Below are 15892 nucleotides of genomic sequence, written 5' to 3' on the forward strand. Positions count from 1 at the left end.
CATCGCCATGAAAATGGGACGGTTATAGACGAAAAGAAGGATACACCGGATGGCCTCCATATATCATTCCGGTCATCCCAGGATGAAACCTTTAGAGAAAGATATCAGGCATTGATACCAAATCAAAAATCATGAACAAAAAAGAAGTACTGGCAAGGGCCAAACAGCTAAAAGATAGAAAGGAAGAGCTATGCATTGACAGGAATAAGTTGGAGGAAGAGCTGTATTTCCTCAACGATAAAATCGATGTTATCGAATCCGAATACGAATTGCTCATTGAGGCCTATCCGGAGTTTTTTAATATTGAAAACTAAAATTACAGTTAAACAAACATAATATGTTATCGGAAGAAGAATTAAAATTTGGCGGAAAAGACCCGCAGTTATTAAAACGGTTCATGCAAGAATTTTTCCCCTATAGCCACTTTAAAAAGATCGGAATATTCAACAAGGAGATGAGGGGCAACTACTATGCGCAGGCTGCCCGCATCTGTAACCGCCTGGGATTGAAATCCATCTATGAATATGGATCAAAAGAGATACGTTGTCACCTAACTTATGTAGATGGCAAGCGTCCGGAAGGCGAACCATTTGTAACAGTAACACCAAGTATTTATGAATAAATACCTATAATATGAGTGAAAATAAATTTACACCGGAGCCATGGTATCCGGTAGACTATGGTCTATTTATAGCTATTAAAGATCTCCCTTTTTATGATGCCGGAAACGATTTACTGAATGCAGAAGAGGTAGGACAGGAACAGGCAGAAAACAACGCTAAATTATGTGCTGAGGCTCCTAATTTGTTGGATGCGTTGAGTGAATGTGTATCTCGCATAAAGGATGCTATTGGAGACGGCCATGTACCTGAAACCGCTATTTCCTTACTCGATAAACTAAAACAATGACACCTACAGAAAAAGCGAACAATTTAGTAGAAGATTTTGGCCTTTATACAAACAGTGGACTACCAGACGATGATTATTCCGAACAGGAGAAAACAGAAATGTATTTCGCCAAACAAGCTGCAATGCTATGCGTTGATGAAATCATAAAGGCTAATCCTGTTGAAGCAATAAAAGAACCTTACCCGTTCCCATTAAGGGGGTTTAAAGTTGTATATCAACCGTCTGAGGAATACTGGCAACAGGTGAAACAAGAAATTGAAAAAATATAAAGTATGACAACAGATCAATTGAAAGGATTCATGAACGATGCATGGAATGCAGCAGTAGCACAAGCCATGAATGTACAGGAAAAAGGATGGGGATATACTCCACTTACATTTGAACAATGGTTCCTGAAAAATTCATGCGATATTATTGGGCATTACTTCCAACCTATAATAGGTTTTGATAATATAATTGCTCATTATGCGTGTTCCATATGTGGAGAAAAGGAGGTAACAAATGAACAGTAAGAATCTAACGCCGGAAGAAATATTTAAAAAACATTCTCATCAAATCACCTGTTGGGATGATCAAGATGCTGGCATTACTGATGCGAATGTTTTTGAAGGCGCGATTATGGAATACATATCGCAGGATATGTCAGCCATCATAAGCGAGCGAGATGATGCCCGCATTTACGAAAACATGGCGATTAATGAGCGAGATACAGCTCAATTTATGCTGGAACAAACAACCCGGATTGGGCAAAAGCTGTATGATGAATTAATGAGCATTCATTTGCAATACGGAGACAAAGCGAATGCGTTTGCACATAGCAATGCATTGTGTGAATGGAGAGATTTCATTAACAATACCACAAGCAAGGAGACCAAAACTTAATTCTGCAAATAAACTAAAAATAGGAGGATAAAATGAATCAGCACGAAGAACTGATTAGACAAATTGCGAAGGAAATGGCGAAAGACCGTTGGGAAGATGCATGGGATATGTATTATGGCAAGGAAGGCTATCCAAAAATAAATAAACAGATGCATAAGGACATTGTATCTTTTATACCGTCTGCCAGGATTGCTGTCAAACACATGGCAACAATGTATAAATACGCCTACTTCTCCAATTATCTAGGTACGGAGGAGTCAGAAGAATATCAGTTATGGAATGATAACTGTCATTATGAGATGGAGGAGCGTGGGCTTATCCCACCATTAACAGGAGGGGAGGCCGGAGAAAGATGAAAACAGGAATAGAAATTATCGCTGCAGAAAGAAGGCGACAGGTCAATGAGGAAGGCTTTACTACTGAACATGACGACTGTCATCATGTAGGTGAATTGGCTGATGCTGCGATGTGTTATTGCATGTCGCCAATATATAGACCAGCAAATAATTTTCCTCCATTGGGCTGGCCGTGGCTTGGTCCTAATAATGATGGGTTTAAGCCATGCGATCGCATCAAAGAACTGGCAAAAGCAGGTGCATTGATCGCGGCCGAGATAGATCGCCTACAACGCATAGAGGGCGCCAGAAATTTACACTGTACTGACGACAAAACGGAACCGGGTACCGATACCGGCAGCAAATGACAAAATTAACGTACGACCTGGTTTTAGCAGTTCACTGTTATTACAATCCAGTTGAACCGGCCATTAATGGATATGTTTCATTTGCAGATCATGTCCCATACGCCCATTGGGCCATAGAGGTTACAGATGATCCTGAACAGTTCATTCCGAAAGGTACTATACGGCCAATTGCCAATAATAATGGGGATGACGAAATTTACACTCATTGGCGCCCATGTCTTATTGAGGTACCAGGTGGGTATTACGAGAACCATCCAATTCCTGATAATCTATAATCGCGCCGGCTCCGATATCCGGAAAAAAATGGGGAACAACTTAAAAACAGGGCAGGTATTATACCTTAGCTCATGTCACAAACGAATAGTAAGCAAAGTTGTCAGAACGTTTTTCACAGTAGAAGGGAATAAAAGATCACGATATTTGGTTGATTCCCTAAAAGAAGAAAGAACATCAGTACAGCTATACCTGACGAGCAAAGAGCCGGAAGAAATACAGGAAAGGTACATGCTTGAAGACGAGATCCGAACTAGGATAATGCCATATGGCAATACCGGTATCCCACTGGAGAATCTCCGTAAGATCCGCGAGATATTGAAATAGTAAACAATCCCTGTGAGGGTGAAAACGTGAGTATGAAAAGTGAGACCAAACAACTAGCAAGAGCCCTGGCGAAGGAATTGCTTACAATTACAAACTTTTCCATTTGTGAATGGATTACAGAAGAAAAACTATTAGCCGAGCTGCCATTTAGTAAGCGTATGCTCCAGACATACCGCAGCAATGGGCTTATAACAGGGTATCATTTTAAAGCGTTAAACAGCAAAGAGAAGCCCCTTGGCAATTCCGATAATAGAGGGCGAAAAGTTTTTATTTATCATCGATCTCGGATACTAGAGTTTGTTGAGGAACTTTAAACCATGCCTGCGACTTTAGCAGCTGCAAAGTCTGTTCATCACTTATCTTTACATATCTGTTAAAACTTTCGGTTGTTGTATGCCCGGTCACTAACATTATTTGGCGATCGGGTATACCTGCCAGGACTGCATTTGTTGCAAATGACCTGCGCATCGTGTGGGAGGAAACGAGGTCATGTTTAGCATAATAATTTCCCTCAGTAACCCCGCCCTTAGTACAAACAATTAGTATCTGTTCAGAGATACCCGCCCTGCTACACAGATCCGATAAATGAGGCCTAAGTGAGCTGCGAGAGCCATAAACAGGTAGTTTACCTTTATACTTATGGTAAATACTCGCTGCAATCCAATGTAATGGGATTGTTACTTTTTTACTCGATTTATCAGTAAAAAACTCGAAATGGTCCCCTACCAAGTGGTAATTATTTATTTTGTTCAGGTCATCTACTCGAAGGCCTACATAACATCCAAACACAAAAATATCTCGTGCCCTTGCTTTTGCTCCCTTTAAATTAAGATCGTAAATTTTTTTAATTTCTTCCTCAGTCAACGCTACTGCATCGACCTCTTCTTGACTCTGATATAGTAACGCCGACTTAAAAATAGCATTCTCATGTATTCCCCGGTCAAAAGTGATTGATAAAAAGAATCTTAATTGAGCCGTTATAAGACATATGGTATTTTGTGAATATTTCTGAGCCACTGACCAGCTAAACCATTTTTCAATCCATTGTTTATCAATGCATTCGTATTCAAGTTTAACTTTTTTGTCACTCGAAAACTGTTTTATCCTGACTTTGTTATCGGTATATCTATCTATTGTTCCTGGCTTGTATCTTTTTTTGGTACGCCTTATTAATAGTTCACCGGTTTTCATCTGCTCTATCATACTGTCCCAGTCGTCAAGAAAGGTTGAGGTTACAATATCTTTCCGGTCCAAAATTACATCAACAATACTTTTAATATCATTTTTAAGTATTTTCTTCTTCAATGCTGTACATATATTAATATGCTCATCAACAGCACTTTTTATTCGAGACATCTTAATTGTCGCGATACTTGGTATTTTACCCTTTGTATAATTATCTTTGCTAATCTGAATGCCTATGGATGTCCTACACCTGGCGTCATCACAATAAAATGAGAAGTAGACATACCCGTTTGACCATGTGAACATTATGACTAATTTTATGACTAAAAGATAAGTTTTTATGTTGATTTAGGGCTTTTTATGAATTATATGAAATTGACAACCTAAAATTTTAACCCCTTATTTGCCGCGATTCTCAGGAATTTTCCAAGTTATTACTTGTTTTATTCTCAAATATCGTAATTTTGTGGAAGCTGAAGAAAGATTCTGAGATTTCTATGATTTTGAGACATCATTTTCTTATTACAAATCTCACAACTTTTTGAATCTCTAAATCATAGGCATTGATGAATGTACTCATATTTAACGGTTCAATAGATAACCGCCCTTATGCCACCTCCAATAGGCTGGCTACGTACCTGGAGGAACAATTCAAAAAAGAGGGTTTTACACCTGAGATATTTAGCCTGGGAGATCACCAGGTTCCGTTCTTTGAACAACATGATCCGGCCAATCAGCCTCCCGCCGTGAAAGCTATGTGTGAGGCATTTTGTAAAGCTGAGTTACATATCTGGATGACGCCATTATATCACGGCAGTATGACCGGAGCCATGAAAAACTGCTTGGATTGGCTGGAACTGACCAGCAAATACAAGCGACCATATTTATCAGGAAAGGTTGTAGCTTTGCTCTCCTGGGCAGACGGCACACAGGCCATGCAGGGGATCAACGCAATGGATGCAGTGGCAAAGGCTTTAAGAGCATGGGTACTACCCTATTCTTTGCCCATATTGAAAGACAACCTTTATGACCCGCAAACCAGCGGGTTTACAGCGTTTTACCAAAACAAACTAGATACCATGGTACAATTGCTTTGTGCGGCGAAATCCCACGTAGCAGCTGGTATGGAAGAAAGGAGCTAAACAATATTTGCCGGGTTACCGGCCTGAGTTATTTTAAATATTGCTGATATGATAACCGTTTCAGAAAAAGCAGGAGAATATATCAAAACACTGATGGAGAAAGAACACCATGCTCCCGGCACTTTTGTTCGTGTGGGTGTTAAAGGTGGTGGATGTTCCGGCCTCGAATATGTGATGAAGTTTGAAGCAACAGAAGAAGAGGGCGACCAGATTTTTGAAGATAAAGGTGTGAAAGTAGTAGTACAGATGAAAAGTCTGCTGTACCTGTATGGTACAGAACTGGATTACTCCGATGGCCTGAATGGAAAAGGCCTTTACTTTAACAATCCGAATGCTACCAGAACATGTAGCTGTGGTGAAAGTTTTGCAGTATAAAGAGGATTCGCGGGCGCTGATATCAGCACCGGACATCTCAAAATTTCAACATTGATATGATCAACAGTAACGAGATAATAGATGATATAGCCACCAGGGAATATGAGTTTGGCTTTAGCACCGACATTGAAATGGATATAGCTCCTCCCGGGCTGAATGAAGATATCATCCGTTTTATTTCCGCGAAAAAGAATGAGCCGGAATGGCTGCTGGAATGGCGTTTGAAAGGATTTGCAGCGTTTAATAAAATGCAATTCCCGAAATGGCAGCATTTTGAGATGCCGCAACTGGACCTCCAGGCGCTCTCCTACTATGCCGCACCCCGTAAAAAGAAACAATTAAACAGCCTGGATGAAGTAGATCCGGAACTGTTGGCCACTTTTGAAAAATTAGGGATTCCGCTGAATGAACAGAAAGCATTGACCGGCGTAGCCGTAGATGCCGTTTTCGACAGCGTTTCCGTAGCCACTACCTTCAAAGGCAAACTGAAAGAAATGGGCGTTATTTTCTGCTCTTTCGGGGAAGCCGTACAGGAATATCCTGAACTGGTAAAAAAATACCTGGGTAGTGTGGTACCTCACTCCGACAATATTTTTGCTGCCTTGAACGCGGCGGTTTTCTCCGACGGTTCATTTGTATATATTCCCAAAGGCGTACGCTGCCCGATGGAACTGAGCACTTACTTCCGTATCAATGCCCAGAACACCGGCCAGTTTGAACGTACCCTTATCATTGCAGACGACAACAGCTATGTAAGTTATCTGGAAGGCTGTACCGCTCCGATGCGCGACGAAAACCAGCTGCATGCCGCAGTAGTGGAACTCGTTGCCATGGAACATGCAGAGATCAAATACTCTACGGTACAGAACTGGTACCCTGGTGATAAAGACGGTAAAGGTGGTATTTACAACTTCGTTACCAAACGTGGTATCTGTAAAGGTAATGCCAGCAAGATCTCCTGGACACAGGTAGAAACCGGCTCCGCGATCACCTGGAAATACCCCAGCGTTATCCTTCAGGGAGATTACTCCGAAGGGGAATTCTATTCTGTAGCCGTGGTACGTAACAAGCAGATTGCAGATACCGGTACCAAAATCCACCATATCGGTAAAGGCACCAAAAGCCGTATTATCTCCAAAGGAATTTCCGCAGGCCGTGGTGACAACAGTTACCGTGGACTGGTAGCCGTAGGGCCGCGTGCAGACAATGCCCGTAACTTTACGCAGTGCGATTCCCTGCTGATCGGTAACCAATGCGGTTCCCATACTTTCCCTTACATCGAATCACGCAATAAAACAGCGATGATCGAACACGAAGCCACCACTTCGAAAATCGGAGAAGATCAGATCTTCTACCTGAATCAACGCGGTATCGACAGCGAAAAAGCAGTAGCGCTGATCGTAAACGGTTACGTGAAGGAAGTATTGAACCAACTGCCCATGGAATTTGCCGTGGAAGCACAGAAACTCTTATCTATAACACTTGAAGGAAGCGTTGGATAATTCGTTTATCCAATTAACTACATACAGAACGAAATATAACAATCATGCTGACGATTAAAAATCTGCACGCAGAGGTAGAAGGGAAAAAAATTCTGAAAGGCATTAACCTCGAAATAAACAAAGGTGAGATGCATGCCATCATGGGACCTAACGGTTCCGGCAAAAGCTCGCTGGCCTCTGTTTTAGCGGGTCGTGATAACTATACTGTTACCGAAGGGGAAGTATGGTTCAATGGTAAAAATCTGCTGGATTTGTCGCCAGAAGACCGCGCGCGTGAAGGCGTATTTCTCGCTTTCCAATACCCGGTAGAAATACCAGGTGTATCCAACCTCAACTTCCTGAAAACTGCCCTGAATGAAATCAGAGCCTATAAAGGAATGCCGGCGCTGGAAGCAAGAGAGTTCCTGAAACTCACCAAAGAAAAACAAGAACTGGTTGATTTTCATTCCAACCTGATGAATCGTTCCCTGAACGAAGGATTCAGCGGTGGTGAAAAGAAACGTAACGAAATATTTCAGCTGGCGATGCTGGATCCGCAGCTGGCCATCCTGGATGAAACAGATTCCGGTCTGGATATCGACGCCCTCCGTATTGTTTCCAATGGCGTCAACAAATTACGGGATGCAGAAAAATCCTTCGTAGTAATTACCCACTATCAGCGTTTACTGGAATATATTGTACCTGACTTTGTCCACGTTTTATACAATGGCCGTATCATTAAAACAGGTACCAAAGAACTGGCACTGGAACTGGAGGAAAGAGGCTACGACTGGCTGAAGGAAGAGCTCCATTTGAAAGAATCAGTATAAGTAATAATTACGTATTATGAATGGCGGGGTTGTGGGTAGATGTTCGGGAAAACGACCTGCACTGTCTACACCCAGGTCCGTAATTCGTCTAAAATAACCGTAGTTAAAATTAGTTAGGAATTATTATGACAAGTGATATAACAATACCTTTTTACCAGGCGTTAACAGAAGATGTAAACGCACTGTCGGCACAGGCAGCGTGTCCGGTTCAGGATATACTGCAAGACATCCGCCGCCAGGCTCTGGACCGCTTTTCAGCATTAGGTCTTCCCACACTGAAAACAGAAGCGTGGCGCTATACCAATATTCAGCGTTACCTGAAAGAGTATCCTTACGAATTACAAGTGACTGCTTCCCCCGTTCCTGCAACGCTGGTTGAAAAAACAGCTATTCCGGGACTGGATTGCTATACCGTTGTATTGGTAAATGGTCACCTGCAGGCGGCCGCTTCTACCCTGCCATCCGGTAAAGGTATCACCATCGGCGCCATGAGCGCACATACCGATGCTGCAGGTTTCACCAGCTATTTCAACAAACAACCACACCTGGCCAACGAATCACTGGCCAGCCTGAATACCGCCCTCTTCGCGGATGGCCTGTATATTGAACTGGCAGCCAATGCCGTGATTGATAAACCGGTGCATATCGTGAACGTATATACGGCGGCAAACCATGCATTTATTCAGCCCCGCCATCTGTGGGTACTGCATAAAAATGCAGCGGCTACCATCATTGAAACGTCTGTACACAACGGTACAGCTGCCGTGGCATTTGCCAACAGCGTACTGGAAACTGTGATAGAAGAAAATGCAGAACTGTGGCACTACAATGTACAACAGGGAGACGAAGGTTTCCGCGAAGTACATACCACTGCAGCGCAGCAATACAACAACAGCCGTTACCATCATTTCAACTTTACCCTGCCCGGCACACCGTTTACCCGTAATAACCTGAGTGTGGCCCTCAACGGCAGCTATACAGAAACAAACCTGAACGGTTTATATATCAGCAACAAAAACCAGCATGTAGATAACCATACCTTTATGGATCACATCATGCCTAACTGCAACAGTAATGAGTTGTACAAAGGCGTACTGCTGGACAATGCCAATGGTGTATTTACCGGCAGAATCCTGGTACACCAGGAAGCACAGAAAACAAATGCATTCCAGCAAAACAATAACCTGTTGCTGGGCACCAAAGCAGATATCAACTCCCAGCCTCAGCTGGAAATATATGCCGATGATGTAAAATGCAGCCATGGTTTTACCGCCGGCCAGTTCAGCGAAGAATCCATGTTTTACCTGCGTTCCCGTGGTATCGGTGAAGATGCAGCGAAAGCCCTGATGGTGAACGCTTTCTCTCACGATATTACCGACGCCGTGAAAATTCCTGCCCTGCAACATTACCTGCAGGAGCAGATTGCAGAGATCATGAATAACTAAACCATCATGGAACCTATTACTAACACAATACCCGCCGCCCTGGATGTTATGCAGATCCGGAAAGACTTTCCGATCCTGCAGCAAAAGGTGCACGGCAAACAGCTGGTATACCTCGATAACGGGGCTACCACGCAGAAACCACAGGTAGTAATAGATGCCGAAGCCAACTATTACCGGACTTACAACAGCAATGTACACCGCGGTGTACACCAGCTGAGCCAGATAGCTACGGATGCCTATGAGAAAGCCCGTCACCGGGTAGCAGCATATATCAATGCCGCACACGCTCATGAGGTCATCTTCACCAAAGGCACTACAGACGGTATTAATCTGGTAGCCAATGCCATGGCACGCCGTGTCCTGAAAGCCGGCGATACCGTGATCATTTCTGCCATGGAACACCATAGCAATATTGTGCCCTGGCAAATGGCCTGTGAAGATACCGGCGCGACCCTGAAAGTGATCCCCATCAATGAACGGGGCGAGCTGGAAATGGAAGCCTACGAAGCACTGCTGGATGAAACGGTAAAAATAGTGGCGGTTACCTATGTATCCAATACCATGGGTACCATTAACCCGGTAGCAGATATTATAGCGCTGGCGCATGCACGGAATATACCAGTACTGCTGGATGCCGCCCAGGCGATTCAGCATATCCGGATAGATGTACAAGCCCTCCAACCGGATTTTCTCGTATTTTCCGGACATAAAATTTATGGTCCTACCGGTACAGGTGTATTGTATGGCACCACAGAGTGGCTGAACAAACTGCCGCCTTACCAGGGTGGTGGTGATATGATCAAAACAGTCACTTTTGCCAAAACGATCTATAACGAACTTCCTTATAAATTTGAGGCGGGTACCCCTAATATTGCCGGCTGTATAGCCCTGGCAACCGGTATCGACTACCTCGAAAAAACAGGATTTGAAAAAATCCGGCAGTGGGAAGAAGAACTGATGACGTATGCCCTGCAATCGCTCCGCGAAATTGAAGGCATTCGTTTTATCGGGGATGCTGCTGCCAGAAGCGGCGCCATCTCTTTCCTGGTACATGATATCCATCCTTTTGATATGGGAGAGATACTGGACCAGCAAGGTATTGCCGTAAGAACAGGTCACCATTGTACCGAACCGCTGATGGACTGGTTCCGCATACCCGGTACAGTACGTGCCTCTCTTTCATTTTATAATACACAGGAAGAAATAGATAAACTGGTTGCCGGTATTAAAAAAGCGGCTTCCATGCTGTTGTAAACAGGAGCATATGACGATTAAAGCAATACAGGAAGAAATAGTGGCTGATTTTGCGATGATGGGTAGCTGGGAAGATAAATACGAATATATCATCCAGCTGGGAAAAGAACTCCCGCTCATCGACGAAGCGCATAAAGTACCGGAAAACCTGATCAAAGGATGCCAGTCGCGCGTGTGGCTGCATACCTCCCTCGAAGATGGTAAACTGGTATTCACAGGCGACAGCGATGCGGTGATTACGAAAGGATTGATCAGCCTGATGATTTATGTATTATCTGGTCATACCCCTCAGGATATTGCAGCAGCAGATATCTTTTTCATAGATGCCATCGGTTTAAGCAGTCACCTCTCTCCTACCCGTTCCAACGGGTTACTGAGTATGCTGAAACAGATGAAACTTTATGCCATCGCTTATCAGGCAAAAATTAACCAGCAATGAGTGAAGCAACCTTAAGAGAACAGATAGAAGCACAGCTCAAGACGGTATACGATCCGGAAATTCCTGTGAATATATGGGAACTGGGATTAGTATATGAAATCAAGATCAAAGAAAATAACCGCATCGGTATCGATATGACACTCACCGCCCCTGGTTGCCCTGTAGCAGGAGATATTATCCGGGAAGTAGATGAGAAAGTCAGAAATATCGAAGGCGTTTCTGAGGTGGATGTACACCTTACTTTTGACCCACCCTGGACAAAAGAAATGATGAGCGAAGAAGCCAGACTTGAACTGGGTTTCCTCTGATAATGATCCGCTGTTTCAGACGTTTCGCGGCCACAGGCCCACTGCTGTCACGGTTTAAGATATCAGGCCAAATACCAAATACACTGCGCAGTGCTATTTGATATTTGGCTTTTTATATTTATGGAATTCTTTATTTTGTGCACTAAATCGTTAATCCGTTGAACCTATCCGAAGAACAAGTGCTAGCCATGGCGCCGGACGATTCATCCCGTAAATCGGGAAAAGACCTGGCGAATCCGGCTAAATGGGTAAGTAAGGGCACCAGTGAAAATGCGATGTGGGGAGAATGCCAGGGAAGCGGCAGCAAACCTTATCAGACACAGATAGACACCGGCAATCTGGCATTCCGATGCAGTTGCCCCAGCCGTAAATTTCCCTGCAAACATGGCCTGGGCCTATTACTACTCCACATCCGGCAACCGCAGCTATTTGCGGAGGCAACACCGCCGGAATGGGTCAGTGAATGGCTGGCCAAACGGACAGAAAAAGAAGAAAAAAAAGCGATACAGGCTACCCAGCCTGCCCGCCCCGTGGATGAAGCCGCACAGGCCAAACGACAACTCGCCCGGGAACAAAAAGTGCAGGACGGTATTGAAGATCTCCTCTTATGGATCAAAGACATTGTTCGCAATGGCATCGTGGGCATCCCTGAAAAAAATGCCGCCTTCTGGGAAAACATGTCCAGGCGTATGGTCGACGCGCAAGCGCCGGGACTGGCCGGCATGTTGCGGGAACTGAGTCAGCTCAACTTTTACCAGGAAGGATGGCAACACCTGTTCCTGGATCAGCTGCTGCGTCTTTACCTGGTCATACAGGGCTACCGGCATACCCACGGCTTACCGGAAGGCCTGCAGCAGGACATCCGTAACCAGATCGGATTTAACCGGTCGCAGGAAGAACTGAAAGCACAACCCGGCATTACCGACACCTGGCAGATACTGGGCAAGCAAACCACGGAAGATGAACGCCTCATCACCGAACGGTACTGGCTATACGGTATCCACACCGGCCGCCCGGCCCTGATCCTGCATTTTTATATGCGCAACCAGGTAGTGGTACCGCCTTCCCTGTCGGCGGGTACCGCCATCGACGCGGAACTGGTCTATTATCCCGGCGCCGTACCCTTGCGGGCACTTCTTAAAACACAAACGGCCACCACCAGCAACCATACCTTCCATGGCTTTGAAAACTGGCAGGAGGTAGTGGCAGCACAAACAGCTACCAGCGCCGCACTCCCCTGGTATAACGAACAGGTATATACGATTGCATCCCTTACACCGGTATTGCATCAGGACCAATGGTGGCTGCAGGATAGCCATCAACAACGGATGCCCATCCGAAAGACGTTCCCGCATCTGTGGAAACTATTGTCGCTGAGCGGCGGCGCGCCGTTACATATGGCGGTTACCGGCCGGGAAACACAATACGAACCGATTGGCGTATGGCATCAACAGGTATACAAAGCTTTCTGATATGGTATCCACCTTGCAGCACAGGTATACTGGCAACCTTCCGGCTATGATGACCGGGAACAGGCCAGCAGCCATCGTTAATGGCCTGTACAACAGGTGGACATCTTCCGGAAATCATCTTCCTGAAACAGGTATACGCATTTACAACTACACTATCATCCACATAGCTGAACAGGTGGTAAACATTTATAAATATTGCTGATGCAGTGCTGGAATCATATTATTAATACGGCTTTACTGGGTACCGGCAAAAAACCGGTACAACCTACTGACTTTCCGGAAGTCCTCCGGGAAGCAGCGGAAAAGATCATGGCTACCGATACCCTCGACCGGGAAGACCAGCTGCTACAGCTGGGCGCCATCGCGTTTAATTACCGGCAGAGTGGCGTACAACCGGTTACCGGCGACGTACAACCCTTACCGTTATGTGCGGAAGAAGACAAGGCTTACTGTCCTGATACCGCGCGGCATGCCCTCCATCAGGCACTGGACACCAACAGCCAGCCGTTGATACAGCTATGGCTGGATGCCTGTATTACCGCAAACCTGCTGGCGCCACCGGACGACATTCCGCTGTTGCTCGACAGTGCCTTTAAACAAAAAGCCCTCCGTAACGCCGTAGCTATATGCTGTGGCAAACGCGGAGAATGGCTCGCACAGTTCAACAGCGACTGGCGGTTCTCTGTGGTCGCGGAGACACCGGAAGAATACTGGCAAAACGGTACCACCCAGCAGCGTACAGCTGCCCTTAAAACATTACGCAGCACCGACCCCGATCTGGCGCGCACCTGGTTACAGGATTCCTGGCCCAAAGAAAGTGCCGCCGTTAAAACGGAACTGCTAACGGCCCTGTATATACAACCAGGAGCCGCAGATATTCCCTGGCTGCAATCCCTGCTGACGGAGAAAAGCAAACAGGTGAAAGAAACAGTCGTACTGCTGCTGAAAAAAATTCCCGGTTCCGATATACATGAACAGTACTGGCAGCTGCTGACGCAGGCCATTACCGTCACCGGCACATCTGTTACCGTTGCCTTACCTGAACGGCTGCCGGAAGCGGTGTTGCAAAGCGGTATCCAGCCACTCAGTCCGGATAAACAAATGACAGATGCCACTTTCATTCTCGACCAGCTGATACAACGGGTACATCCTGCTTACTGGGCCACCCATTTTAGCCAATCGCCTGCTGATACCGTACTATTCTTCCGGGAACAGGCAACCCTGCAGCCTTTCCTGCCTTCCCTGGCAGGAGCCGCCGCCTGGTTTGAAGACGAGGAATGGGCCACGGCACTGGTGCGTAACAGCGATGTATTTTATACCGACTTATTACCCCTGCTGCCGGTAGCCGACCAACAGCTGCTCTGCGAACAACATTTTGAGTTGCATGCGGAAAACATATTACCACATGCCTGCCGGCAACCCGGGGAATGGTCTTTATCGCTATGCGAGAAAATACTACAATACTGTGCCCGGCATCCCTATAGTTACAATCAGACTTTTATGAATAATGCCATCCTGCAGATCCCGGTAGCTATCGCTCCTATGCTGGAAAAGATAGCACCGGACGCTGCTTACCAGGTCGGGTACTGGCAAAGCATCCGGGTACACCTGGAACAACTCATAAATACTAAAAGCCTGATTATCAATACATTTAAATCATTACTTCCATTAAACAATTAAGCAAATAACTCATGTCTGACATCTTACGCCAACACGCTGAAACGCTCTTTGCCGGGGAACTGGAAGAACTGAAAAAACAGGATACGGAGAAACGCCCGCACCATTGGGTACTCTCTCCCCAGGCGGTAGTGACCTACCTGATAGGTGGTAAACTGAAGAATGGTTTTGAAATAACCCCTAAATATATTGGTAGTAAACGGCTGATGGAAATAGCCGTAGCTACCCTCGCTACTGACAGGGCCCTGCTGCTTTACGGATTACCCGGTACCGCCAAAAGCTGGGTGAGCGAACACCTGGCAGCTGCCATCAGCGGCGACTCCACCTTAATCATACAGGGTACTGCCGGTACCAGCGAAGAAAGCATCCGCTATGGCTGGAACTATGCAAAACTATTGGCAGAAGGACCTTCCCGGCAGGCATTGGTGGAAACACCCGTGATGCGGGCGATGCAGGATGGCAAGATAGCCCGCATAGAAGAGCTGACCCGTATCGGCGCTGATGTACAGGATACCCTCATCACCATCCTTTCAGAAAAAACATTGCCTGTACCAGAACTGAATACGGAAATACAAGCCGCTAAAGGGTTCAATATCATTGCCACTGCCAACAACCGCGATAAAGGTGTCAACGAATTATCCAGCGCCTTAAAACGCCGTTTTAATACGGTCATTCTTCCGGTGCCCGACTCTATGGAAGAAGAAATAGACATTGTACGCAGACGGGTGGAAAGCTTTGAAAAAGTGATGGAACTGCCCGCAGAAAAACCGGCACTCGAAGAAATCCGCCGCATCGTTACCATCTTCCGGGAACTCCGCAGCGGCGTTACCCTGGATGGCAAAACCAAACTAAAATCTCCCGGCAGCACCCTCAGTACCGCAGAAGCCATTTCCGTGGTGAACAGCGGGCTTACGCTGGCCGCCTATTTCGGAGACGGTTCCCTGACCGCCGCCGACCTGGCCGCCGGTATCATTGGCGCTGTGGTGAAAGATCCGGTACAGGACAAACTGGTGTGGCAGGAATACCTGGAAACCGTGGTAAAAACCAGGGAAGAATGGAAAGATGTATACCGCGCCTGCAGAGACCTGGGATGATGTATTTTTTATCCGGCGGAAAATTCCGCTGCTGACCGTCATACAGGTACCCCTGTTTTTGTATCATAAGGGAAAACAAGCACCCGTTTTCCTGGA

At 45.7% G+C, this 15892-nt stretch carries 20 protein-coding genes; 19 read left to right on the forward strand and 1 reads right to left on the reverse strand.

What is annotated here, in order from left to right; all coding sequences use genetic code 11:
- Positions 1-131: 131 nt before the first annotated feature.
- Genes OL444_RS24055 through OL444_RS24090 form a run of 8 tightly spaced genes read left to right on the forward strand, consistent with a single transcriptional unit; the run spans position 132 to position 2494 of the window.
- A complete protein-coding gene (locus tag OL444_RS24055) occupies positions 132-314 on the forward strand; it encodes a hypothetical protein (protein WP_264729285.1) in 183 nt (60 codons plus the stop codon).
- A 23-nt stretch (positions 315-337) separates the two neighbouring features.
- Positions 338-622: a hypothetical protein gene (locus OL444_RS24060; RefSeq protein WP_264729284.1), complete on the forward strand. Its 285-nt coding sequence runs from the start codon at positions 338-340 to the stop codon at positions 620-622.
- Positions 623-633: 11 nt separating this feature from the next.
- The gene (locus OL444_RS24065; RefSeq protein WP_264729283.1) at positions 634-909 is read left to right on the forward strand and encodes an XkdD/Y8K6 family phage-associated protein; all 276 of its coding nucleotides are present in this window, start codon (positions 634-636) and stop codon (positions 907-909) included.
- A complete protein-coding gene (locus OL444_RS24070; protein ID WP_264729282.1) occupies positions 906-1178 on the forward strand; it encodes a hypothetical protein in 273 nt (90 codons plus the stop codon). The genes OL444_RS24065 and OL444_RS24070 overlap by 4 nt, the downstream gene beginning before the upstream one ends.
- 3 nt (positions 1179-1181) lie before the next feature.
- Positions 1182-1421: a hypothetical protein gene (locus OL444_RS24075; RefSeq protein ID WP_264729281.1), complete on the forward strand. Its 240-nt coding sequence runs from the start codon at positions 1182-1184 to the stop codon at positions 1419-1421.
- Positions 1411-1791 (forward strand): hypothetical protein, encoded by a 381-nt coding sequence (locus OL444_RS24080; protein ID WP_264729280.1) that lies wholly within the window; start codon positions 1411-1413, stop codon positions 1789-1791. The genes OL444_RS24075 and OL444_RS24080 overlap by 11 nt, the downstream gene beginning before the upstream one ends.
- A gap of 32 nt (positions 1792-1823) precedes the next feature.
- Positions 1824-2147: a hypothetical protein gene (locus OL444_RS24085; protein ID WP_264729279.1), complete on the forward strand. Its 324-nt coding sequence runs from the start codon at positions 1824-1826 to the stop codon at positions 2145-2147.
- Positions 2144-2494, forward strand: coding sequence for a hypothetical protein (locus tag OL444_RS24090; protein WP_264729278.1), 351 nt, complete (start codon positions 2144-2146; stop codon positions 2492-2494). The genes OL444_RS24085 and OL444_RS24090 overlap by 4 nt, the downstream gene beginning before the upstream one ends.
- Positions 2495-3361: 867 nt before the next feature.
- Here OL444_RS24090 and OL444_RS24095 read toward each other — a convergent pair.
- Complete coding sequence (locus OL444_RS24095) at positions 3362-4585, reverse strand: tyrosine-type recombinase/integrase (protein ID WP_264729277.1); 1224 nt, start codon at positions 4583-4585, stop codon at positions 3362-3364.
- Positions 4586-4845: 260 nt separating this feature from the next.
- Between OL444_RS24095 and OL444_RS24100 the strand changes: the two genes are divergently transcribed.
- The 11 genes from OL444_RS24100 (at position 4846) to OL444_RS24150 (ending at position 15796) form a co-directional block, all read left to right on the forward strand.
- Positions 4846-5421 carry an NADPH-dependent FMN reductase gene (locus OL444_RS24100; protein WP_264729276.1) on the forward strand — a complete coding sequence of 192 codons (576 nt, stop codon included), beginning with the start codon at positions 4846-4848 and terminating at the stop codon, positions 5419-5421.
- Positions 5422-5469: 48 nt separating this feature from the next.
- The gene (locus OL444_RS24105; RefSeq protein WP_264729275.1) at positions 5470-5796 is read left to right on the forward strand and encodes a HesB/IscA family protein; all 327 of its coding nucleotides are present in this window, start codon (positions 5470-5472) and stop codon (positions 5794-5796) included.
- 56 nt (positions 5797-5852) lie between these two features.
- Positions 5853-7298 carry a Fe-S cluster assembly protein SufB gene (sufB, locus tag OL444_RS24110; RefSeq protein ID WP_264729274.1) on the forward strand — a complete coding sequence of 482 codons (1446 nt, stop codon included), beginning with the start codon at positions 5853-5855 and terminating at the stop codon, positions 7296-7298.
- A gap of 44 nt (positions 7299-7342) precedes the next feature.
- Positions 7343-8107 carry a Fe-S cluster assembly ATPase SufC gene (gene sufC, locus OL444_RS24115; protein WP_264729273.1) on the forward strand — a complete coding sequence of 255 codons (765 nt, stop codon included), beginning with the start codon at positions 7343-7345 and terminating at the stop codon, positions 8105-8107.
- A gap of 125 nt (positions 8108-8232) precedes the next feature.
- Positions 8233-9552 carry a Fe-S cluster assembly protein SufD gene (gene sufD / locus OL444_RS24120; protein ID WP_264729272.1) on the forward strand — a complete coding sequence of 440 codons (1320 nt, stop codon included), beginning with the start codon at positions 8233-8235 and terminating at the stop codon, positions 9550-9552.
- Positions 9553-9558: 6 nt separating this feature from the next.
- A complete protein-coding gene (locus OL444_RS24125) occupies positions 9559-10806 on the forward strand; it encodes an aminotransferase class V-fold PLP-dependent enzyme (RefSeq protein ID WP_264729271.1) in 1248 nt (415 codons plus the stop codon).
- Positions 10807-10816: 10 nt separating this feature from the next.
- Positions 10817-11245 (forward strand): SufE family protein, encoded by a 429-nt coding sequence (locus OL444_RS24130; RefSeq protein ID WP_264729270.1) that lies wholly within the window; start codon positions 10817-10819, stop codon positions 11243-11245.
- Entirely contained in the window at positions 11242-11553 is a 312-nt protein-coding gene (locus tag OL444_RS24135; protein ID WP_264729269.1) for a DUF59 domain-containing protein, read from the forward strand. Before OL444_RS24130 ends, OL444_RS24135 begins: the two co-directional genes overlap by 4 nt.
- 158 nt (positions 11554-11711) lie before the next feature.
- Positions 11712-13025 carry an SWIM zinc finger family protein gene (locus OL444_RS24140; protein WP_264729268.1) on the forward strand — a complete coding sequence of 438 codons (1314 nt, stop codon included), beginning with the start codon at positions 11712-11714 and terminating at the stop codon, positions 13023-13025.
- A gap of 201 nt (positions 13026-13226) precedes the next feature.
- The gene (locus tag OL444_RS24145) at positions 13227-14705 is read left to right on the forward strand and encodes a DUF5691 domain-containing protein (protein WP_264729267.1); all 1479 of its coding nucleotides are present in this window, start codon (positions 13227-13229) and stop codon (positions 14703-14705) included.
- 11 nt (positions 14706-14716) lie between these two features.
- Positions 14717-15796: an ATP-binding protein gene (locus tag OL444_RS24150; RefSeq protein WP_264729266.1), complete on the forward strand. Its 1080-nt coding sequence runs from the start codon at positions 14717-14719 to the stop codon at positions 15794-15796.
- Positions 15797-15892: the final 96 nt, after the last annotated feature.

It is taken from the genome of Chitinophaga nivalis, from assembly GCF_025989125.1.
GTDB lineage: Bacteria > Bacteroidota > Bacteroidia > Chitinophagales > Chitinophagaceae > Chitinophaga > Chitinophaga nivalis.